The organism is Antarctobacter aquimaris, assembly GCF_900184945.1.
GTDB lineage: Bacteria > Pseudomonadota > Alphaproteobacteria > Rhodobacterales > Rhodobacteraceae > Maliponia > Maliponia aquimaris.
Genome location: NZ_FXYF01000021.1, coordinates 45,219 through 66,506, shown reverse-complemented (window position 1 = coordinate 66,506; position 21,288 = coordinate 45,219). Strand labels below are relative to the sequence as shown.

Genomic DNA, 21,288 nt, shown 5'->3' with positions numbered 1-21,288 from the left:
ACGTCGGCGATCCGCGGGGAGACATGCACCTCACCCTCCTCTTCTCGCGTCGTACCCCTCCTCCCCCACGCGCAGCGCACCGCCCCAGGCGCCGGCCCAACCCCGCCCGCCGCACGGCTCCCGCGGGGGGGGGCGCCGCGGCGGGCCGGCACGGGGGGGGGGGGGGGGGGGGTCCACCGGGCGGGGGCCGCCCCCCCCCGCCCCGACGGTCAGCCGTTCTCGGCCACGCAATCGGCGTAGTGCAGCACCTCGCCGAACTCGCCGGTTTCCTGCACCAACCCATGAATGTCGGTCTCGAAACCCGGGCATTCGCGCGCGAAATCGCGGTTGAAGCGCAGGTACTCGACGATCTTGGCGTTGAACACCTCACCCGGCACCAGCAGCGGGATGCCCGGCGGATAGGGTGTCACAAGGCTGGTGGTCACGCGGCCTTCGAGCTCGTCGATGGCGACACGCTCGGTCTTGCGCCGCGCGATGTGCGAAAACGCCTCGGTTGGGGTCATCGCCGGGTGGTGATCGCTCAGGTAGATCTCGGTGGTCAGCCGCGCCACGTCGTATTTGGCGTAGAGCGCATGAACGTGCTGGCAGAGGTCCTTCAGGCCCATCTTTTCGTAGCGGGGCTGCGCGGCGCAGAACTCGGGCATCACCCGCCACAGCGGCTGGTTGCGGTCGTAGTCGTCCTTGAACTGCTGCAACGACGCCAGCAGGGTGTTCCACCGGCCCTTGGTGATGCCGATGGTGAACATGATGAAGAACGAGTAGAGGCCGGTCTTTTCCACCACCACGCCGTGTTCGGTCAGGTATTTCGACACGATCGACGCCGGGATGCCGTTTTCCTCGAACCGGCCGTCGATGTTCAGGCCGGGTGTGATGATCGTCGCCTTGATCGGGTCCAGCATGTTGAACCCGCGCGCCATGTCGCCAAAGCCGTGCCAGGCGTCCTCGCCCGAGCTTTCGACGCCTTCGCTGTCGGTCTTCTTCAACTCCCAGTCCTTGGCGCGGCCGATGCCCTCGTCGGCGAACTTGTCCGGCCCCCAGACCTGGAACCACCAGTCGTTGCCGTATTCCTCGTCGACCTTGCGCATGGCGCGGCGGAAATCCAGCGCCTCGTCCAGGCTTTCCTCGACCAGCGCGGTGCCGCCCGGCGGTTCCATCATCGCCGCCGCCACGTCGCAGGACGCGATGATGGAATACTGCGGCGAGGTCGAGGTGTGCATCAGGTAGGCCTCGTTGAACAGGTGGCGGTCCAGCTTGGTCTCCTCGCTGTCCTGCACCAGAACGTGGCTGGCCTGGCTGATCCCGGCCAGCAGCTTGTGCACCGACTGGGTGGCATAGGTGACCGAATGCTTGGTCCGCCCGCGCTTGCGCCCCATGGCGTGATAGGTGCCGTAGAAGGGGTGGAACGCGGCGTGCGGCAGCCAGGCCTCGTCGAAATGCAGGTTCTCGACGTAGCCGTCCAGCATCCGCTTGATCTCTTCGGTGTTGTAGAGAACCCCGTCATAGGTCGACTGGGTCAGCGAAATGATGCGCGGCTTGACGGTCTCGGCGTCGTAGCCTTCCAGCAGCGGGTTGTCGCGGATCTTGGCCTTGATCGCCTCCGGCTCGAACTCCGATCGCTGGATCGGGCCGATGATGCCCCAGTGGTTGCGCGTGGGTTTCAGGAACACCGGGATCGCGCCGGTCATGATGATGCTGTGCAGGATCGACTTGTGGCAGTTGCGGTCCACCACGACCACGTCGCCGGGGGCGACGGTGTGGTGCCAGACCATCTTGTTGCTGGTCGAGGTGCCGTTGGTCACGAAAAAGCAGTGATCGGCGTTGAAGATCCGCGCCGCGTTCTTTTCGGATTCGCCGATGGCGCCGTTGTGGTCCAGCAGCTGGCCCAGTTCCTCGACCGAATTGCAGACGTCGGCGCGCAGCATGTTCTCGCCGTAGAACTGGTGGTACATCTGGCCGATCGGCGATTTCAGAAAGGCGACGCCACCGGAATGCCCCGGGCAGTGCCACGAGTAGGAGCCGTCCTCGGCGTAGTCCAGCAGCGCCTTGAAGAACGGCGGCTGGATGTAGTCGAGATAGCTTTTCGCCTCGCGGATGATGTGGCGGGCGACGAACTCGGGCGTATCCTCGAACATGTGGATGAAGCCGTGCAGCTCGCGCAGGATATTGTTGGGCAGGTGGCGGCTGGTCTTGGTCTCGCCGTAGACGTAGATCGGCACGTCGGCGTTCTTCCAGCGCACTTCCTCGATGAAGTTGCGCAGGTTCACCACCGCCGGGTCGAGGTCCGGACCGGGGCTGAATTCCTCGTCGTCGATCGACAGGACAAAGGCGCTGGCGCGGCTCTGCTGCTGGGCGAACTGCGACAGGTCGCCGTAGCTGGTCACGCCAAGCACTTCGAAGCCCTCGCTTTCGATGGCCTCTGCCAGGGCGCGGATGCCCAGGCCCGAGGTATTCTCGGAGCGGAAATCTTCGTCGATGATGACGATGGGAAAACGGAACTTCATGTGTCCCTCCTGGGGGCGAACGCGGGCCGTCCGACCGTTCTTTCGCCCCGGGCAGGCAACGTCAAGGGGCAGGTGCACCCGCAGCATGGGTGAGCGCGGTCCATGACGCGGGGTGAGGATCGCGGTGGCGGCAAGCCGCGCACCGCCCCCCTGCCCGGCCGCGCGGTCAGAGTGCTGCCAGCATCCGCTGGTCCGCCACGTCCAGATGGGCGGACATCCGGCACCGGGCCCGCTCCGCGTCACCGGACAACAGGGCGGCGACGATTGAGGCGTGTTCCTCCCAGATCGGGATCGAGGCGCCCGGCGTGCGCAGGACAAGGGCCATGTAGCGCCGGATATGGTGCCAGTTGACCCGCATCGACATTTCGATCACCGGGTTGCCGCTCCAGGCGTAGATCATTTCGTGGAAATCGACATCGGCCTGGACCAGTGCCGCGACATCGTTGACCCGCGCCGCCGCCCGACCCCGGTCAAGGATCGCGCCCGCGCGCTGGCGCGCGTCGTCGGGCCGGCGGTGCACGGCCAGTTCCACGGCAAAGGGGTCCACCAGGCGGCGGAATTCGAGGATCGGGCGGAACAGGCCGGCGTCGATCGGCGCCACGACGACCCCGCGCCGCCCGGTATCCTCGACAAGGCCGTTGGCGCGCAGAATCGAGATCGCGCTGTTCACCGGCTGGCGCGAGACGTTCAGGCGGCCCGCGATCTCGTCCTGGTTCAGCCGGTCGCCGGGCGACAGCTCGCCGGTGCAGATCGCATCCAGAAGGATGTCATAGGTCTGATCCGTCAGGGATTTCGGTGGCTTGATCGCCTCCATGGCGCCTCTCTCGTGATCCGTTGCCGCTGCACGCCCCCGGGGCGACAGCGCACCGACCCAAGGACAGATAGACAGCTTTCCGGATTTCGTATACGGAATTCAGCAGCAGGAACAGCGTACCGGCCCGACCGAAGGCCATGTGCGCCTGGGGAGGAGAGACCCGATGTGCCAAGTCTTTGCCGGACAGGACCCGCAGCGCTATGCGGGTGAGACCCGCCGCCTGCGGCTCAATGGCCAGAGCACCAGCATCCGCCTGGAAAGGGCTTTCTGGGAAATCCTCGACGAGATCGCGGCGGGAGAAGGGGTCACCACGCCAACCTTCATTTCCAAGCTGCATTCCGAAGTGCTGGAGTTGCGCGGCGAGCCCACCAACTTTACCTCCCTGCTGCGCTGCGCCTGCCTGAAATTCATCGAGATCACCCCGGAACGCCGGCCGATGCAACTGGCTGCCGAATAGGCGCCAAGGCTAGCGACGAAAAATCTCTGCGGGTAGTAACCAGCTACTACCCCGCCACCGCCGCAACCCGCCAAGCTTTGTCCAGAGTACGAAGCAGGGCAGAAGGAGCGGCCGGTGGCCAAGCAAATCCATTCCATGATCCGCGTGCTGGACGAGGCGCGCTCGGTGGCATTCTACGAAAAGGCGTTCGGCCTGACCGTCGCCGACCGGCTCGACTTTCCCGAGTTCACGCTGGTCTACATGTCGAACGCGGAAACCGAGTTCGAGCTTGAACTGACGATCAACAAGGGCCGGACCGAGCCCTACGACCTAGGTGACGGCTATGGCCACCTCGCGGTGTCGGTCGCCGACCTACAGGCCGAACACGCCCGTTTCGAGGCCGAGGGCCTCAACCCCCGCAAGCTTGTGGAATTCGCGCCCGGCGGACAGCTGTTGGCGCGGTTCTTCTTCGTGGCCGATCCGGACGGCTACCAGATCGAAGTGCTCGAACGGGCGGGGCGCTTCAAGTGAGTTCATCTATGGGAGGAGAGACCATGACCACCAACAGCGGCCCGAGGGGCCTGACACGCCGGCAATTGCTGGCCCGCGCCAGCGCTGCCGGCGCGACCTTTGTCGCCGGGGCCGGGTTCATCGCGGCACCCGACGCGGCCTGGGCCTACGAGACAGCGCATCTGGATGGGCGCGTGTTCGCGACCCTGGTGCAGATGGCGCGCGACATCTACCCGCACGACCGCATCCCCGACGAAAACTACGTCGCCGCCGTCAAGGGCTATGACAGCCCCGAGGCGGCGGCGGGCATCACCGCAGGCATCGCCGCGCTCGACGCCGCGGCGCAGGGCAAGGGCTTTGGCTCCTACCTCGACACCGGATGGGAGCGGGACCGGGTGGATATCCTGCGCGGCATGGAGGACAGCGCCTTTTTCCAGCAGGTCCGCGGCGGCCTGGTGACCGGCCTCTACAACCAGAAGGCGGTCTGGCCGATCTTTGGCTACGAGGGCGAAAGCTACAGCCAGGGCGGCTACATCGACCGCGGTTTCGACGACATCAACTGGCTCTGAAGGCCATAGGGAGGAGATAGGACTATGGCTGCACCTTTTGATCTGAACGACGACAGCGTCGTCGTCATCATCGGCACCGGCGCGGGCGGTGGCGTCCTGGCCAACGAACTGGCGCAGAAGGGCGTTTCGGTCGTGGCGCTGGAGGCCGGCGGGCGCTACCTGCCCGAGGACTACGTCAACGACGAATGGGAAAGCTTTGGCCAGCTGGCCTGGACCGACCCGCGCACCACCTCCGGCGACTGGCGCGTCGCCAAGGACTTTTCCGGCCTGCCGGCCTGGATCGTCAAGGCCGTGGGCGGCACCACCACCCACTGGGCCGGCGCCTCGCTGCGGTTCCAGGAGCACGAGTGGAAGGCCGCGACGACCTACGGCCCGGTGACGGGCGCGAACCTGCTGGACTGGCCGATCGACGCCGCCGAAATGGCGCCCTGGTACGACAAGGCCGAGGAGAAGCTGGGCGTGACCCGCACCGGCAATCGCCCCGGCCTGCCCGGCAACAACAACTACAAGGTGTTCGAAAAGGGCGCATTGGCGCTGGGCTACAAGGAGGTCCACACCGGCCGCATGGCGATCCAGACCCGCGACGACGGCGACCGGATCCCCTGCCAGCAGACCGGCTTCTGCTTTCAGGGCTGCAAGTGGGGCGCCAAGTGGTCGTCGGCCTACACCGACATCCCGCAGGGCGAGGACACCGGCAACCTCGAAGTGCGCGAGCGCGCCCATGTGGCCCGCATCCTGCACGACGACACGGGCAAGGTGACGGGGGTCGAATACTTCGACGCTGACGGCAATCTCCAGATGCAGAAGGCGCGGATCGTCTGCGTCGCCGGCAACTCGTTCGAGAGCCCGCGCCTGCTGCTGAACTCGGCCTCGTCGATGTACCCGGACGGGCTGGCCAACAGCTCGGGCCAGGTCGGGCGCAACTACATGCGGCACATGACCGGATCGGTCTACGCCACCTTCGACAAGCCGGTGAAGATGTGGCGCGGCACGACCATGGCGGGCATCATCCAGGACGAGGCGCGGCACGATCCGTCGCGCGGCTTTGTCGGCGGGTACGAGCTGGAGACGCTGAGCCTGGGCATCCCGTTCATGGCGGCCTTCCTCGATCCGGGCGCCTGGGGCCGCGAGTTCACCTCGGCGCTGGACAGCTACGAGAACATGGCCGGCATGTGGATCGTGGGCGAGGACATGCCGCAGGAAACCAACCGCGTGACGCTGAACCACGACGTCAAGGACAAGTTCGGCCTGCCGGTGGCCAATGTCCACTTCAGCGACCACGCCAACGACAAGGCGATGCGCGCCCATGCCTACAAGCAGGGCATGGCGGTCTACGAGGCGGTCGGCGCGACCCGGGTGTTCCCGACCCCGCCCTATCCCTCGACCCACAACCTGGGCACCAACCGGATGTCCGAGAATCCGCGGGACGGCGTGGTGAACAAGTGGGGCCAGACGCATGACATCGCCAACCTGTTCGTCTCGGACGGCTCGCAGTTCACCACCGGCGCGGCCGAGAACCCGACGCTGACCATCGTGGCGCTGGCCATCCGGCAGGCGGATCACATCGCCCGCGAGATGAGCGCCGGTACCATCTGAGGTCACTTGGGACACGACAAGGACGGGCGCCCGCAGGGGCGCCCGTTTTCGTTTGCGCGGATGCGGTCCGGACAAGGGCGACGGGGCGACAGGCCCCTGTCTTGCGCCAAGGACGCGCGGGGTTTCGGGGCGTTTTCAGGTCGCACCGCCGCGCCCGGTCCTTGGGCGGATCAGCGGAATTGCCGCGATCATGCGGCCGACAGGATGGAAAATCCTTGGCAGAGGCGCTCAAGTGAACCAATCTTGGATTTGTTCGCGGCACCCGCCGCGGCCTGGGGGGGGAGAGAATCGGATGGCACGGGAGCCGACCGTTTTCGACGTGAGAGCGCATGTGATCGCCCTGCTGGACTCCGGTCAGCTGGGACCCGGGGGGCGGCTGCCGACCGAACGCGCGCTGTGCGAGGCGACCGGGGTCGGACGCAGGGTGGTGCGCAAGGCGCTTTCCTCGCTCGAGGCCGAAGGGCTGATCTGGCGTCACCAGGGCAAGGGCACCTTTGCCGGCCAGCCCGAAGCCCCCATTGCCGCGCTGGCGGCCGAGATCAACCGCGCCGTCGCGCCGATCGAGGTCATGGAGGCGCGGCTGTGCATCGAGCCGGAACTGGCCGCGCTCTGCGCGATGCGGGCCGAACCGGATGAAATCGCGCGGATGCGGGTCCTGGCGCAGCACAGGTACGGCTCCGAGGAGGATGACATGATCGAATTGTGGGACTCGGCCCTGCACCGGCTGATCGCCAAGGCGGCGCGCAACGCGCCGCTTCAGGCGGCCTTCGCGATGCTGGACAACAGCCGCAGCTCCGCGAGGTGGCAGGCGCTGCGGGCGCGGGCGCGTTCGGACCTGTCGCTGCGCGAATCCCGGTTGCAGCACCTGGCCGTGGTCGACGCGATCGCCGCGCGCGACGCAGCGGCCGCCCGCGCCGCGATGCGGCTGCACCTGGAAACGCGGTTCAAGGCGATGTCCTCGGCCCTCGGACACCGCCCTGCGACGGACGCGCAGGCCGCGACGGACAATCAGAACAGGGAGGAGGGAACGGCCCATGGCTGACATCAAGATCACCGAAACCGACATCATGGGCGCCGAACGCCTGATGGGCCTCGAATACACCGCGCGGGAACGCGCGCAGATGCTGGACAACCTCGAAGGCCAGATCGCCTCGGCCATCGCCCGGCGGGCGGTGGACCTGCCCAACACCGTCCCCATGGCCTCGCGCTTTGATCCGCGCCTGCCGGGCTTCGTCATGCCGGTGCAGGACGGGATCACCCCCAGCCGCCCCGACAAGCCGCTGCCGGACAGCGACGAGGACATCGCCTTTGCCACATTGCCGGAGCTGGGCGCCTGGATCGCCTCGGGCGCGCTGACCAGCCGCCGCCTGACCGCGATCTACCTTGACCGGATCGAACGGCTGAACCCGCATCTCTTCTGCTTTGCCACCCTGACGCCGGACCTGGCCTTGGCCGAGGCCGATGCGATGGACGCGCTGACCGCCCAAGGCAAATCGCTCGGGCCGCTGCACGGCATTCCCTACGGTCTCAAGGACCTGTTCGACACCCGCGGCATCACCACAGGCTGGGGCGCCGAGCCCTACCGGAACCGGGTGCCCGACAGCGACGCGCGCATCGTCACGCTGCTGCGACAGGCGGGCGCGGTGCTGCTGGGCAAGACCACGGTGGGCGCGCTGGCCTACAATGACATCTGGTACGGCGGCGTGACGCGGAACCCGTTCAACCTCGACGAAGGCTCGTCTGGGTCCAGCGCGGGGTCGGCCTCGGCCACGGCGGCGGGGCTGTGCGGCTTTGCCATCGGGACCGAGACGCTGGGCTCCATCACCTCCCCCAGCCAGCGCTGCGGCACCACCGGCCTGCGGCCGACCTTTGGCCGGATCAGCCGCGCGGGCGGCATGGCGCTGTGCTGGTCGCTCGACAAGGTCGGGCCGATCTGCCGGGGGGTCGAGGACACCGCGCTGGTGCTCGCGGCGTTGAACGGCGCGGACGCGGATGACCGCTGCACGATCCAGGCGCCGTTCCATTTCGACGCGACCGCCGGCATCGACGGGCTGCGCATCGGCTACCTGCCCGAGGCCTTTGGCGAAGGGGCCACCGACATCGACCGCGCGGCGCTGGCCGCCGCAAAGGACCTGGGGCTGGAGGTGGTCGAGGTCGCGCTGCCCGACCTGCCCTACGGCGCCCTGATGAACGTGGTCTACGCCGAGGCCGCGGCGGCCTTCGAGCACCTGACCCTCAGCGATGTCGACGACACGCTGACCTGGCAGGACGACGGCGCCTGGCCCAACACCTTTCGCAAGGCGCGGTTCCTGTCGGCGGTGGATCACGTGCAGCTCGACCGGCTGCGCTACCTGGTGATGCAGGCGCTCGACGGGCTGTTTCTGGACATCGACGTGCTGATCGGCCCGTTCATGACCGGGCCGATGCTGATCGCGTCGAATTTCACCGGCCATCCCTGCCTGCACCTGCGCGCCGGCTTCGACCGGCTCGGCACCCGCAGCCCGGCCTCGCTCGGGGCCGGAAAGCTGACCACCGGCGAGGCCGACAGCGGCGGCCAGACCCATCGCGTGCCGCAAGGCATCTCGCTCTGGGGCCGGCTGTTCGACGAAGGCACGATCCTGCGCCTCGGGCTTGCGCTCGAGGCCAGCCTGGGGGTGGCGGCCGAACGCCCCGCCCTGCCCGCCTGAAACGCGCCTGAAACGCGCCTGGAAACCGAAGACCAACAAGGAGCAAAGACAATGAAACGCAGAGACTTTCTGAAGACCACGTCTGCCCTGATGGGGAGCACGCTGCTCTATTCCCTGCCCGCTTTCGCCGCCTCGCACGGCGACCCGATCACCGGCGGCACGCTGATCTGGGGCCATTCCGAGACCACGCAGAACCTCGACATGCACCAGACCGGCACCGCCTCGACCGGGCGCGTGTTGCAGAACGTGCACGATTCCATCGTGACCGTGGACAAGGAGCTTAAGGTCATCCCGAGCCTCGCCGAGAGCTTTGAACAAAGCGCGGACGGGCTGGTCTACACTTTCAGGCTGCGCCCCGGCGTGATATTCCACAATGGCAAGACCATGACCTCGGCGGACGTGAAATACTCCTTCGACCGCTGCCGCGATCCGGCGACCGGGGCGGTGAACTTCGAGGTCTTCAACAACGTGGCCAGCATCGAAACGCCCGACGACCTGACCGTGGTGATCACCCTGGACAAGGTCAACGCGCCCTTCCTGTCGCGCCTGGCCGAAAACGGCGCCGGCGTGATCATGCCCGAAGGCTCGGGCGAGGTGCAGGGCACCACCCCCACCGGCTGCGGCCCGTTCAAGTTCGTGCGCCGCGAGTTCGGCAACGAGGTCGAGCTTGAGCGGTTCGACGACTACTGGGGCGGCCCGGCCTACCTGGACCGGATCATCGCACGCGAGATCACCGAACCCACCGTGCGCCTGACCGGCCTGCGCACCGGCGAGTTGCACATGATCAACGACGTCCCCGCCGACCGTGTCGCCGAGATCGAGGCCGATCCGAACCTGCAGGTGGTGGCTTGGTTCCCGCTGAACTGGGACTTCCTGAACTTCAACCACGACTACGAGCCGTTCAAGAACCCTAAGGTGCGCGAAGCCTTCGACTACATGATCGACAAGGAGGTGCTGCTGGAAGGCGCGCTGTGGGGCCAGGGCAAGACCACGGCCTCGCCCTCTTACCCGACCTCGGCGTCCTACAACGCCGCGCTCACCCAGCGCCCGCAGGACATCGAAAAGGCCAAGGCGCTGCTGGCCGAGGCCGGTTACGGCCCGGGTCAGCTGTCGGTCGTGTTCAAGGTCACGACCAACTATCCCTACCACGTGGAGTCCGCCCAGATCATGCTGGAATGGTTCCGCATGGCCGGCGTCGATGCCTCGATCGTGCAGCTGACCTGGTCGGACTGGCTGTCGCAATGCTGGGTCGACAAGGATTTCCAGATCACCATGATGAACTTCTTCACCCTGTGGGAGCCGGATTTCCTCTACTACTCGCTCTGGAACACCGAAGGCGCGTTCAACTACCGCAAGATCTCGAACGCCCGGGTGGACGAACTGACGGCGCAGGCCCGCGTCACCGTCGATCCGGCCGCCCGCGCCGAGGTCTACAAGCAGGTCCAGCAGGTCGTCCATGACGAGACGCTGGACGTGATCCTGTGGTTCCGCAACGGCACCATCGGTGCGCAGCCCCGGGTGATCGGGCTGGACACCGTGGTGCACCCCAACGGCTCCAACCTCAACTTCCACAAGGTCTGGCTGGCCGAGGCCTGACCGGACCATGGTGGCCGCCCCTCCCTTGGGCGGCCGCCTCCCTTTCCCCAGTTTCAAAGGATGCGCGCGTGAGTTTTGTCCTGAACCGCACGCTGTCGATGCTGCTGACCCTGTTCCTGATCTCCGCGATCACCTTTGCGGTCACCAACATCCTGCCCGGCGATGTGGCCATGATGATCATGGGCACGCAGTCCAACCCCGAAGCGCTGGCCGGACTGCGCGAGTCGCTGGGCCTGAACGACCCGCTGCTGGTGCAATACGGGCGCTGGATCGGCGGGATGGTGACCGGCGACTGGGGCACCTCGCTGGTCTTCAAGGAACCGATCGCGCCGCTGCTGGCGCAGAAGATGACCGCCAGCGGGCTGATCGTGCTGTTCTCGATGTCCATCGCCCTGGCCGCCGCCATCCCGCTGGGGGTCTGGGCGGCGGTGCATGCCAACCGCTGGCAGGACACGGCGGCAAGCTCGACCGCGCTGCTGGGCGTCAGCCTGCCGGATTTCTTCTGGGGGATCATGCTGATCCTGCTCTTTGCCCGGGGCCTGGGCTGGCTGCCCTCCTCGGGCTTTGTCGATCCGGGCGAGGACCTGTTCGCCGCGGTGCGCCACGCCCTGCTGCCGTCGCTGGCGCTGGGCCTGGGGCTGATGGCGCATCTGACCCGGATGACGCGGGCCACCATGACCGGCATCCTCAACCAGGAATTCATCCGCGTCGCCCGGGCCAAGGGCCTGGGCGAAGGCACCGTGGTCTGGCGCTACGGCCTGGCCAACGCGGTCGGCCCGGTGATGACCGTGGCCGGGCTTCAGGTCGGGTATCTCTTCGGGTCCATCATCGTGGTCGAGAGCCTCTTCAACTACACCGGCATGGGCTGGCTGACCTACCAGGCGTTGCTCAACCGCGACATCCCGCTGATCCAGGCGAGCGTCTTCGTCATCGCCGCCGTGGTGATGCTGGCGAACCTGATCGTCGACCTTCTGTACGTCGTCGTCGACCCGAGGATCCGCCTGTCATGACCCAAGCCGCACACCCCCTTGGAGCCAAGGCCCGCCGCCCGAAACTCCCCGCCGCCTTTCGCCGGTCCAAGGGGCTGATCGGCGCCGGCCTGGTGCTGCTGATCTTTGCCACCGCGCTGCTGGCGCCGGTCTTCATCCCCGATGACTGGGCGACGAAAATGGACATGCGCGCGCGCCTGTCGCCGCCCAGCCTTGCGCATCCGTTGGGCACCGACCAGCTGGGGCGCGACCTGATGTTTCGCGTGCTGCTGGGCGCGCAGACCTCGGTCTACATCGCCACGGCGGCGGTGTTCCTGTCGATGGTGATCGGCCTGCCGCTGGGGTTGATCTCGGGCTATGTCGGGCGCACCACCGACAACGTGCTGATGCGCCTGGTGGACACGCTGCTGAGCTTTCCCGCCCTGCTGCTGGCGCTGACCATCTCGGCGGTGCTGGGGCCGAACCTGCAAAACACCATCATCGCCATCGGCGTCGCCTTTACGCCCTTTCTCGCCCGCATCATCCGGGGTGAGACGCTGCGCGTCGCGCAGATGCCCTATGTCGAGGCCGCCCGCACCGCCGGCAATTCCGACCTGCGGCTGATCGTGCACCACATCCTGCCCAACATCATGCCCGCGGTGATCGTGCAGTGCACGATCAGCCTCGCCTTTGCGATCCTCGCCGAGGCCGGCCTCAGCTTTCTCGGCCTGGGCACGCAGCCGCCGGACGCCTCCTGGGGGCTGATGATCCAGGCTTCGCGCGACTACCTCGACCGCGCGCCCTGGACCGCGCTGGTGCCAGGCGCCGCGGTGGCGATCACCGTGCTGGGGCTGAACATGTTCGGCGACGCGCTGCGCGACGCGCTCGACCCGCGCAGCAAGGGAGGCGCGTGATGCACGACGACCTGCGCCCGCTTGTCTCGATCGAGGACCTGCGCGTCGAGTTCCGGGGCGAGGACGGCCCCATCGTCGGCGTCGAGAACATCAGCTTTGCCATCGCGCCGGGTGAAACCGTCTGCGTGGTGGGCGAAAGCGGGTCGGGCAAGTCCGTGACCTCGCTGTCGCTGATGCGGCTGGTCGAATTCGGCGGCGGCCGGATCACCGGCGGCCGGCTGGGCTTTGCCGGAAAGCGCGGCGAGATCGACCTTGCCCGCGCGGATGACGACACGATGCGCGCCATTCGTGGCGACGAGATCGGGATGATCTTCCAGGAGCCGATGACCTCGCTCAACCCGGTCTTCACCATCGAACGGCAGATGACCGACGGGCTGCGCCTGCATCGCGGCCTGTCGGCGCAGGAGGCCCGCGCCCGCGCCCTGGACCTGTTGCGCGAGGTCCGCATCCCCGAGCCCGAGCGCCGGCTGAAACAGTATCCGCACGAACTGTCGGGTGGCATGCGGCAGCGCGTGGTGATCGCCATGGCCATGGCCTGCAAACCCCGCCTGCTGATCGCCGACGAGCCGACAACCGCGCTGGACGTGACCATCCAGGCCGAGATCCTGGCCCTGATCGACCGGCTCAAGCGGGACACCGGGATGGCGGTCCTGTTCATCACCCATGACATGGCGGTGGTGGCGCAGATGGCGGACCGCGTCGTGGTGATGTACCGGGGCAACCTGGTGGAGGAAGGCCCGGTCGAACAGATCTTTGCCGCGCCCCGGCAGGACTACACCCGCGCGCTGCTGGCGGCGGTGCCGCGGCTGGGCGAGATGCGCGGCAAACCCGCGCCCGAACCCATGCGCCTGATCGGCTCTGCCCCCGTGCCCGAGCCGGTGCCCGGCCCCGAGCCGCAAAGGGACCCGCTGTTGCAGGTCCGCAAACTGACCACGCGCTTTCCGGTGCGCGGCGGCATCCTGCGCCGCACCATTGCCAACGTGCACGCGGTCGAGGACGTCAGCTTTGACATCGCCAAGGGCGAAACCCTTGCGCTGGTGGGCGAGTCGGGCTGCGGCAAGTCCAGCTGCGGGCGGTCGATCCTGCGCCTGTCCGAACCGACCTCGGGCCGGATCCTGCTCGACCAGACCGACATCCGCGCCCTGTCGCGCCGCGACCTGCGCCATCGCGCCTGGCGCGACATGCAGATGGTGTTCCAGGACCCCTTCGCCTCGCTCAACCCGTACATGCGGCTCAGCGCGCAGGTGGCCGAACCCCTGTCGAACTTCGGCCTCGCCTCGGGCCGCGAGATCGAGGACCGCGTGGCCGACCTGTTCGACCGTGTGGAACTGCCGCGCGCCTTCATGCGGCGTTTCCCGCACGAGCTGTCGGGCGGGCAGCGCCAGCGGGTCGCCATCGCCCGCGCGCTGGCCGTGAACCCCAAGCTGATCATCGCCGACGAGGCGGTGTCGGCGCTGGACGTGTCCGTCCAGGCGCAGGTGCTGAACCTGATGATGGAGTTGCAGGGCGCGCTCGGGATCTCGTTTCTGTTCATCAGCCACGACATGGCGGTGGTGGAACGCGTCTCGCACCGGGTCGGCGTGATGTACCTGGGCCGCATCGTCGAGATCGGCAGCCGGGCACAGATCTTCGAGGACCCACGCCACCCCTACACCCATTCGCTGCTGAGCGCGGTGCCGATCGCCGATCCCGCGAAACGGGTCATCCGCGAAGACCTGAAATTCCGCCCGATCCCCTCTCCGGTCTTTCCGCTGGACCACGCCCCCGCGCCATCGCTTTATGACGAAGTCGCCCCCGGCCACCTCGTGCTGCGCGACATCGCCTGAGCCAAAGGAGATCCCATGACCCAGCTTCTCAAAGCCAGCCCGGACACCTGCGCCTGGGGCTATTTCGACGCCAGCCTGCCGCCGGTCGCCGAGGTGGACATCGGCGACACCATCGTGATCGAGACGGTTTCGGGCAGCCCGGAGCATCTGCCGCCCGAAGGCTTTCACGTGCCGCCGGAATTGCTGGAGATCCACGCGCGGTCACCGCGCCAGTTGCCCGGGCATATCCTGACCGGCCCCGTCGCGGTGCGCGGCGCGCAGCCGGGCCAGGTGCTCGAGGTGCGGATCCGCGACGTTCAGCTGCGCCAGGACTGGGGCTGGAACATCATCCGGCCGCTGGCGGGCACCCTGCCCGACGAGTTCCAGACCGCCCGCAGGACCAACATCCCGCTGGATGCCGAGGCCGGTGTCGCGACTCTGTCCTGGGGGCTGAAACTGCCGCTGCGGCCGTTCTTTGGCGTGTTGGGCGTGGCGCCGCCGCCGAACTGGGGGCGGATCTCGACGATCCAGCCGCGCGCCCACGGCGGCAACCTGGACCTCAAGGAACTGGTCGCCGGCAGCACCCTGTATCTGCCGATCCACACCCCGGGCGCGCTGTTTTCCTGCGGCGACGGGCACGGCGCGCAGGGCGACGGCGAGGTCTGCGTGACCGCCATCGAGACCGCGCTGACCGGCACCTTTACCCTGCTCCTGCGCGACGACATGAGCTTGACCACCCCGCGCGCGGAAACGCCGACCCACCTGATCACCCTGGGCCTGCACGAGGACCTGAACCGCTGCGCCGAACGCGCGCTGCGCGACATGATCGGCTGGATCTGCACGCTGACGGGTCTATCGCGCGAAGATGCCTACATGCTCTGCTCACTCGCGGGGGACCTGCGGATCACGCAAACGGTGAACGGCAACAAGGGCGTGCACATGATGATGGAAAAATCCCTGCTGGGCATGGGAGAACCGGCGTGACGGTCAGGACGGCGATCATCGGGCTGGGCATCATGGGGCGACGGATGCTGGCACAGATGCAGGCGCACGACGGATATGACCCGGCCATGCTCTGGGACCCGGACCCGGACGCCTGTGCGCAGGCGGCCGCCCTGGCCCCCGAGGCGGCGATCGCCACGGATGCCTCCGCCGCCATCGCCGCCGCCGACCTGGTCTATCTCGCCTGTCCGCCCGTGCCCCGCCGCGCGCTGACGCTGGAGGCCGCCGCCGCCGGCAAGGCGCTGTTCATCGAGAAACCGCTGGGCGTCGATCTGGCCGCCTCCGAGGCGATGGTCGCGGCGATCGAGGCCAGCGGCGTGCCTGCGGCAGTCAATTTCACCCAGGCCGCGGGGGCGGCGCTGACCGGCGTCGCGCGCGCCGCCAAGGACGGCGCGCTTGGCGACCTGGTGGGGGTCGACATCGTGGTCACCTATGCCGCCTGGCCGCGGGCCTGGCAGGTCGGGGCCGACTGGCTGCGGTTTCGCGCCGAAGGCGGCATGACCCGCGAGGTGCTGTCGCATTTCCTGTTCTTTTCCGAACGCATCCTCGGGCCGCTGTCGGTCCGCTTTGCCCATCCGACCTACCCGCCCGATCCCGCGCTGTGCGAAACGCATCTGCTCGCGCGGCTGGAGAACGCGGCGGGGCTGCCGGTCAGCATTCTGGCCTCTGTCGGCGGCGCCCAGCCGGACCGGCAGGAACTGACGATCAAGGGCCGCGCCACCAGCCGCCGGATCACGGACTTCTCCGTCGACGCGGTTTCGGATGGAGGCCCATTCACGGAACTCGCCGAGCGCCCGGCCGATCCCCGCGCCACCGGCCTGCGGGCGCAGCTTGACGCCCTGCTCCTGTGCCTCGCGGGCCGGCCGCACCCTCTGGCCACCCCGCAAGAGGCGCTGCGCGTCCAGCGATTGGTGGAGACCATGCTCACGGCGTGAGTCTTGTCGGTCGGGGGTTGGCCGCTTTGCGCAAGGCATCCCGGGCTCCGGCGAGGCGCGGCGGCGTCCGGATCGGACCCATGGGGCGCCGCTTCTACCGCATTGAAACCGTTCGAAATCTCCCCCACTCCAGCACCAGCGCCGACGGGGTCTTTTCCTGCGTAGCAAACCGACACTTTGCACCCTCCCGGTTTGTCCCCCAATTCGGCGACCCCGAAACGCGGACCGCAAACCCGGTCCCTCTTAGCGCGGTCCCCGTCGCGGGCACTCAGTCACGGGAAGTTGCCGCACGGTCCTGCGGGAGTCATCGTTGAGGCAGGCCCGAAGATCGCCCGAGGCGACCGGACCGTCGGCCAGCAGGGCCATGATGTAGCAGCCAAAGAGGAGTGTCGAAATGGCTCTCTACGAGGAAGACATGCTCGACGATCTCGCCTACGAGGAGGCGGAAGGCGCTGCGGACGCCTTCGGCGACGAGTTCGATGACGAAGCCGAATTCGACGAGTACGACGAGTTCGACGACTATGACGAATTCGACGACTACGACGAATATGACGAGTTCGGAGAAACCGCCGAATTCGACGACTATGACGAGTACGACGACGAGTACAACGATTTCGATGAGTACGACGAATTCGACGAGTTCGACGAAGACGAGATGGACACGATGCTGGCCTACGCGCTGGCGGCCGAGGACGAGGACGAGTTCTTTGGCAAGCTGTTCCGGGGCATCAAGAAGGTCGCCAAGAAGGTCGGCCGCGGGCTCAAGAAGGCCGCGCCGGTCATCGGCAAGATCGCCCGCGTCGCCTCGCCGATCCTGTCCAAGATCCCGCATCCCTATGCCCAGCTCGGCGCCAAGGCGGCCAAGCTCCTGGGACGCTTGCGGATGGAGGGGGCGAGCGAGGAAGAGGCGCTGGAGGCCTTTGCCGAACTGGCGGCCCGCGATCCGCGCGCGATGCCCATCGTCGCCGCGATCGGCGCCCGCACGATCCTGAAGAGCAAGGGCAAGCGGATGAGCCTTGCGGCGCGGAAACAGGCCGTCAAGGACGTCAAGGCCGCGGCCAAGACGCTGGTCAGGGCGCAGGGCCGTCCGGCGGTGCGTGCGCTGCCCCAGCTGGTGCGGTCGGCCAAGAAGATCGCCGCCCGCAAGGGCACCCCGACCAAGCTGCGGACAAAGGTTGTCAAGTCCGCCGCCAGGAAGGTCGCGCGCAGCCCGTCGATGACCCGCAAGTTGGCCCGGCCCAAGGCAAAGGCGGTCATGACCGTCAAGAAGAGCGGTGCGGCACGCCCGGTTGGCGGATCGCGCAGCTACACGATCCCGGGTCCCACCCGGATCACGATCTCCGCCGCCTGACCGACGCAACGACAAGAGGGGATTCCGACCATGATCGCCGTCGCAACACGCGAGTTCATCGACGCCAAGGTGCGCGCGCTCGTCGCCCGTTCCCGTCGACTGACCAAGCTGTCGCCGCAGCGCGTCGGGATCCCCGCCAGACATGCGGGCTTTGCCCCCAGTGCCGCGCATTTCGCCGTTGCGAACAGCCGGCTCGCCCAGATCGACAAACGCATCGCAAGCCGGATCGCCCACCTCCGCCGCCACGCCAGCACCGCGCATCCGCGGCACGTGCTGGTGCCGATCGCGCTGGCCGAGCGCGAGGTGGACCGCGCGCGGCGCACCTTTGGCATGCTCTTCGAGATATTCAGTCAGCGCAACGGCGGCTTTGCCCCGGCCCTGGCGGCGCATGACGCCATCGCGGCCGATTGCTACGAGGCGGTCATCGCGGCCGCGCCGATGGTGTTCGACCACCGTCTGCTGCGTCCGCTGACCTACATGGAACACGGCTACTCTCCCGCCACCATGCGGCGCGGCGTGTCGCTTGCCCGGCTCCTGGGCGACGCCAACCCGTTTCCGGTGATCCGCATTCCCTGGGATCGCGACAACCCCTGGCAGTCGGTATTCCTGCACGAGGTGGCGCACAATCTGCAGGCCGATCTCGGGATCTGGCACGAAAACCAGCAGGCGGTGACCCGGAGGCTTGCCATGCGGCGCGAAAACCCGCTTGTCGCGACGATCTACCGGCGCTGGCACAAGGAGATATTCGCCGACCTCGCCGCGGTGTGCCTGGGCGGTACGGCGGCGGCCTGGGGGATGATGGAATTCCTCGCCCATCCGGCGCCGAAGGCAAAGACCTACAAGCCCGGCGGCGCACATCCGACCGGCCTGCTCCGGGTTCCGATCCTGGCCGAGATGCTGCGCCGCAAGGGGTTCGCCGACGACGCGGCCAAGGCGCGCGAGGTCTGGCGCGACCTGTACGGCACCGGCGGCGGCGGGCGTATCCCGCGCGTGCTGATGACCTCGGCCGACACCGTGATCCCCGCCATCGTCGACGAGATCGCCTTTCAGCCGCGCCGCAACCTGGCGCAGCGCGCGCTGGTCGATGTCATCCCGTTTTCGCGCGACGACGAGGCGCGCATTCGCCGCGGCGCGCTGGTGCTGGCCCATGGCAAGGTCCCTGACCTGCCGCCGCGCCACCTGGTCAGCGCGTCGCGCTTTGCCCTGACGATCGGCGCACCGGCCGGTCCGCTTTCGAATGCCGTCATCCATCATCTGTCCAGACACGCGGCGCGCGACCGGCAACAGCCGGTCCTGCACCAGCGGCGGGCGGCTTGAGTGAAATCGAAAGGTGACTGAAATGACCCAATCCAACGGCACTGGCCCCGTCAGCCCGCTGCGGTCGTCGACCAGCGTGACTGTCGACAACATCATCCGCCGGGCACTGCGGGTCTCGGACCCCACCGATCCCGAACAGATGGCGAAGGCGCTGCTCGACCGGTTCGCCAGCGATGCCGAGGCCCTGCGGCGCGAACGGGACGGAACGCCGGTCCAGTTGCGCACCATCGTCTCGTCCATCGCGGCCACTGACGGCGCCGAGCGGGTGGAACTGGCCGAGGCGAAAAGCGACCTCGACCGGGATCTCGACGCCTTGATCCACGAAAGCCAGTTGAAGGACATCCAGGCCGAGATGCGTGGCTGGGCGACCGCGATACGCCTCGCGTCGCGCAACGGTCTTGCCTCTGCCCGCCTTGCGCTGAGTTCCGGCGAGCGCGACCGCAGCTTTGCCGCGCGCCGCACCCTGACCGATTATGCACGGCTTTCGCGCTACCTCGCCGCGCTCACCAATGCCGAGGCCGGCCTGTTCTGCCGGCTCGCCCAGAGCTGCGACATCATGGGCGGGATGATCCTGGTCACCGCGGGCGAGGCGTTGGCCGCGAGCGGCGTGCGCGGCACCTCTGTGATCCTGCAATCCTCCTCGAACGAATTGCAGGTCCGGCGCGAGGCGGTGATGGCCGCCCTGCGCGGCCTGGTCGGGTCCACCCAGGAGGCGCATGCGCCCAACGAATGGGCCAGGGGGCTGACCGCCCTGCGGCAGCTCAGCCGTGCGCTCGAGAGCGCGGGCGCCGCCGATCTGCGCGCCTTTCTCGACGAGGGCTATCTCAGCAACCTCTTCGACGAGATGATCGCGCTTGTCTCGGGTCACACGCCGGACGGGATGCGGGCGCTGGGGGCGACGTCGATCGTCACCACCGCCCAGCTGGAGCGGTTCCTGCGGATATGCCGCCAGGTCGCCGAGCCCGAAAGCCCGCAGCTGACCAACTTCCTGACCAGCATCCAGTATTTCGTCGATGCCTTCGGCGCCGCCCGTTCGGGTTATCGCCTGGTGCATATCGCCCGGCCGCCGATCCTGTTCTACGGGCTCTACGGTGCCGGCGGGCCAGACCCGACGACCGAGCGCCTGTTGCGGCTGATCACCCTGCGTGGCCGGTTCGCCCAGGCGCTGGACTGCTTCTGCTGCAATTGCGAGGCCGATGCGGCCGAGATCCTGACGGTGGGCTGCAAGGCGCTGTACGACATCGACCGCGCGGTCGATCTGCTGGTCCAGGGACCCAGCGAGGGCGGGCTGAGCGAGGCGGAAATCCACGCCGCGGCCTTCCACTTCGTCATCGACGCGGCCCGCCACACGATCGAGAACGAAATCGAGACCGACCGTTCGGTCGACGCGCTGACCGGTCCGCTGGAAAGCATCGTCGATGAACAGCTGCTGCTGCCCGGCGGCGCGGCGTTCTTTACCGACAACCAGGACGAGCGCGCGCGGCGTGCCGACACCATGCAGGGCATCCTGTGCCTGCAACGCGCCTCCGAGCGCGAATGGATCGGGCTGCTGCGCAACCTGTCGTCCAGCTGCCGGCACGAGCTGCTGCTGGGAACCGCCGTCGGCACCGAGCCGGTCGTGCAGACCCTGCTGGACGATGCCGAGGTCCGCCTGGGCGAGATGTCCGGCGTCGAGCTGGAGCCCTGCGGCGACCTGGACATCTCGATCCCCGACCAGTTCGAGGTGTCGCTGGAGACGCTCGTGCACAACATCCCGTTCAAGGGTCTGCATCGCAACCGGCTCAAGAAATCGACCTGAGGAGGTGTCATCATGGCCCGCGTGCCCGTTACCGCTCTCCACGCCCGGCTGTCCGGCATCGGAACGACGATTTCGACCTCGGTCGACGCCACGGCCAAGGCAATCGCCGAGGCCGGCGGCAACGATGACTGGCTGAGGAAGCTCAACAGCCGGATCGATGATCTGGAAAAGGACGTCCAGCACCTGAAGAAGGCCCATTACCTGCGGATCTACCGATTGCTGGTTGTAGGAATCGACGCAAGGGACCGGAAATTCGTACAGGACGAACCGCTTGCGGCCTCCCTGATCGCGGCCGGCTACCCGGACGTCAAATCGGTCGCGATGATCTCGGCTGGCCGCGGCAAGAGACCCTCGCAGAAGCTGTCGGAGGATCTCGAGAAGATCCACAAGACGGATCCCGGCAAATACGGCCCGCCGCCAGCGCCCAACGACCTGGAACTGCTCTACGACATCTGCGCCGAAACCGAGAAATCGGCGACCTGACTGCCC

General features: G+C 67.5%; 18 protein-coding genes. 16 read left to right on the top strand and 2 right to left on the bottom strand.

What is annotated here, in order from left to right:
• Positions 1-209: 209 nt before the first annotated feature.
• Positions 210-2,501: an arginine/lysine/ornithine decarboxylase gene (locus MAA8898_RS23440; RefSeq protein WP_094023452.1), complete on the bottom strand. Its 2,292-nt coding sequence runs from the start codon at positions 2,499-2,501 to the stop codon at positions 210-212.
• 166 nt (positions 2,502-2,667) lie between these two features.
• Positions 2,668-3,315, bottom strand: a complete 648-nt coding sequence (locus MAA8898_RS23435; protein WP_094023451.1) for a GntR family transcriptional regulator — start codon at positions 3,313-3,315, stop codon at positions 2,668-2,670.
• A gap of 163 nt (positions 3,316-3,478) precedes the next feature.
• Here MAA8898_RS23435 and MAA8898_RS23430 point away from each other — a divergent pair, with 163 nt between their 5' ends.
• The 16 genes from MAA8898_RS23430 to MAA8898_RS23355 all read left to right on the top strand — a co-directional run bounded on the left by MAA8898_RS23430 (position 3,479) and on the right by MAA8898_RS23355 (position 21,282).
• Positions 3,479-3,772, top strand: a complete 294-nt coding sequence (locus MAA8898_RS23430) for a ribbon-helix-helix domain-containing protein (RefSeq protein WP_094023450.1) — start codon at positions 3,479-3,481, stop codon at positions 3,770-3,772.
• A gap of 114 nt (positions 3,773-3,886) precedes the next feature.
• Positions 3,887-4,282 (top strand): VOC family protein, encoded by a 396-nt coding sequence (locus MAA8898_RS23425; protein ID WP_094023449.1) that lies wholly within the window; start codon positions 3,887-3,889, stop codon positions 4,280-4,282.
• Positions 4,283-4,305: 23 nt separating this feature from the next.
• Entirely contained in the window at positions 4,306-4,830 is a 525-nt protein-coding gene (locus tag MAA8898_RS23420; RefSeq protein WP_094023448.1) for a Twin-arginine translocation pathway signal, read from the top strand.
• Positions 4,831-4,854: 24 nt separating this feature from the next.
• Positions 4,855-6,426 (top strand): GMC family oxidoreductase, encoded by a 1,572-nt coding sequence (locus MAA8898_RS23415; protein WP_094023447.1) that lies wholly within the window; start codon positions 4,855-4,857, stop codon positions 6,424-6,426.
• 292 nt (positions 6,427-6,718) lie between these two features.
• Positions 6,719-7,468 carry a FadR/GntR family transcriptional regulator gene (locus MAA8898_RS23410; protein WP_176445298.1) on the top strand — a complete coding sequence of 250 codons (750 nt, stop codon included), beginning with the start codon at positions 6,719-6,721 and terminating at the stop codon, positions 7,466-7,468.
• Positions 7,461-9,113 (top strand): amidase, encoded by a 1,653-nt coding sequence (locus MAA8898_RS23405; RefSeq protein WP_094023445.1) that lies wholly within the window; start codon positions 7,461-7,463, stop codon positions 9,111-9,113. Before MAA8898_RS23410 ends, MAA8898_RS23405 begins: the two co-directional genes overlap by 8 nt.
• 51 nt (positions 9,114-9,164) lie before the next feature.
• A complete protein-coding gene (locus tag MAA8898_RS23400) occupies positions 9,165-10,709 on the top strand; it encodes an ABC transporter substrate-binding protein (RefSeq protein WP_094023444.1) in 1,545 nt (514 codons plus the stop codon).
• Positions 10,710-10,777: 68 nt separating this feature from the next.
• Positions 10,778-11,719 carry an ABC transporter permease gene (locus MAA8898_RS23395; RefSeq protein ID WP_217900532.1) on the top strand — a complete coding sequence of 314 codons (942 nt, stop codon included), beginning with the start codon at positions 10,778-10,780 and terminating at the stop codon, positions 11,717-11,719.
• Entirely contained in the window at positions 11,716-12,591 is an 876-nt protein-coding gene (locus tag MAA8898_RS23390; protein ID WP_094023443.1) for an ABC transporter permease, read from the top strand. The genes MAA8898_RS23395 and MAA8898_RS23390 overlap by 4 nt, the downstream gene beginning before the upstream one ends.
• Positions 12,591-14,417: an ABC transporter ATP-binding protein gene (locus MAA8898_RS23385; protein WP_094023442.1), complete on the top strand. Its 1,827-nt coding sequence runs from the start codon at positions 12,591-12,593 to the stop codon at positions 14,415-14,417. Before MAA8898_RS23390 ends, MAA8898_RS23385 begins: the two co-directional genes overlap by 1 nt.
• Before the next feature lie 15 nt (positions 14,418-14,432).
• On the top strand, positions 14,433-15,380 hold the full coding sequence (locus tag MAA8898_RS23380) for an acetamidase/formamidase family protein (RefSeq protein WP_094023441.1): 948 nt from the start codon (positions 14,433-14,435) through the stop codon (positions 15,378-15,380).
• Positions 15,377-16,333, top strand: coding sequence for a Gfo/Idh/MocA family protein (locus MAA8898_RS23375; RefSeq protein ID WP_094023440.1), 957 nt, complete (start codon positions 15,377-15,379; stop codon positions 16,331-16,333). Before MAA8898_RS23380 ends, MAA8898_RS23375 begins: the two co-directional genes overlap by 4 nt.
• Before the next feature lie 394 nt (positions 16,334-16,727).
• The gene (locus MAA8898_RS23370; RefSeq protein ID WP_094023439.1) at positions 16,728-17,684 is read left to right on the top strand and encodes a hypothetical protein; all 957 of its coding nucleotides are present in this window, start codon (positions 16,728-16,730) and stop codon (positions 17,682-17,684) included.
• 30 nt (positions 17,685-17,714) lie between these two features.
• Entirely contained in the window at positions 17,715-19,001 is a 1,287-nt protein-coding gene (locus tag MAA8898_RS23365) for a hypothetical protein (protein ID WP_094023438.1), read from the top strand.
• A gap of 22 nt (positions 19,002-19,023) precedes the next feature.
• The gene (locus MAA8898_RS23360) at positions 19,024-20,799 is read left to right on the top strand and encodes a hypothetical protein (RefSeq protein WP_094023437.1); all 1,776 of its coding nucleotides are present in this window, start codon (positions 19,024-19,026) and stop codon (positions 20,797-20,799) included.
• A gap of 12 nt (positions 20,800-20,811) precedes the next feature.
• On the top strand, positions 20,812-21,282 hold the full coding sequence (locus MAA8898_RS23355) for a hypothetical protein (RefSeq protein ID WP_094023436.1): 471 nt from the start codon (positions 20,812-20,814) through the stop codon (positions 21,280-21,282).
• Positions 21,283-21,288 lie beyond the last annotated feature (6 nt).

What these genes read in the sequence shown, in the direction of transcription:
- MAA8898_RS23365 (WP_094023438.1), top strand. Translation starts at nt 17,715, where the DNA reads ATGATCGCCGTCGCAACACGCGAGTTCATCGACGCCAAGGTGCGCGCG.
- MAA8898_RS23440 (WP_094023452.1), bottom strand. Translation starts at nt 2,501, where the DNA reads ATGAAGTTCCGTTTTCCCATCGTCATCATCGACGAAGATTTCCGCTCC.
- MAA8898_RS23360 (WP_094023437.1), top strand. Translation starts at nt 19,024, where the DNA reads ATGACCCAATCCAACGGCACTGGCCCCGTCAGCCCGCTGCGGTCGTCG.
- MAA8898_RS23370 (WP_094023439.1), top strand. Translation starts at nt 16,728, where the DNA reads ATGGCTCTCTACGAGGAAGACATGCTCGACGATCTCGCCTACGAGGAG.
- MAA8898_RS23410 (WP_176445298.1), top strand. Translation starts at nt 6,719, where the DNA reads ATGGCACGGGAGCCGACCGTTTTCGACGTGAGAGCGCATGTGATCGCC.
- MAA8898_RS23385 (WP_094023442.1), top strand. Translation starts at nt 12,591, where the DNA reads ATGCACGACGACCTGCGCCCGCTTGTCTCGATCGAGGACCTGCGCGTC.
- MAA8898_RS23400 (WP_094023444.1), top strand. Translation starts at nt 9,165, where the DNA reads ATGAAACGCAGAGACTTTCTGAAGACCACGTCTGCCCTGATGGGGAGC.
- MAA8898_RS23435 (WP_094023451.1), bottom strand. Translation starts at nt 3,315, where the DNA reads ATGGAGGCGATCAAGCCACCGAAATCCCTGACGGATCAGACCTATGAC.
- MAA8898_RS23415 (WP_094023447.1), top strand. Translation starts at nt 4,855, where the DNA reads ATGGCTGCACCTTTTGATCTGAACGACGACAGCGTCGTCGTCATCATC.
- MAA8898_RS23355 (WP_094023436.1), top strand. Translation starts at nt 20,812, where the DNA reads ATGGCCCGCGTGCCCGTTACCGCTCTCCACGCCCGGCTGTCCGGCATC.
- MAA8898_RS23405 (WP_094023445.1), top strand. Translation starts at nt 7,461, where the DNA reads ATGGCTGACATCAAGATCACCGAAACCGACATCATGGGCGCCGAACGC.
- MAA8898_RS23420 (WP_094023448.1), top strand. Translation starts at nt 4,306, where the DNA reads ATGACCACCAACAGCGGCCCGAGGGGCCTGACACGCCGGCAATTGCTG.
- MAA8898_RS23430 (WP_094023450.1), top strand. Translation starts at nt 3,479, where the DNA reads ATGTGCCAAGTCTTTGCCGGACAGGACCCGCAGCGCTATGCGGGTGAG.
- MAA8898_RS23380 (WP_094023441.1), top strand. Translation starts at nt 14,433, where the DNA reads ATGACCCAGCTTCTCAAAGCCAGCCCGGACACCTGCGCCTGGGGCTAT.
- MAA8898_RS23390 (WP_094023443.1), top strand. Translation starts at nt 11,716, where the DNA reads ATGACCCAAGCCGCACACCCCCTTGGAGCCAAGGCCCGCCGCCCGAAA.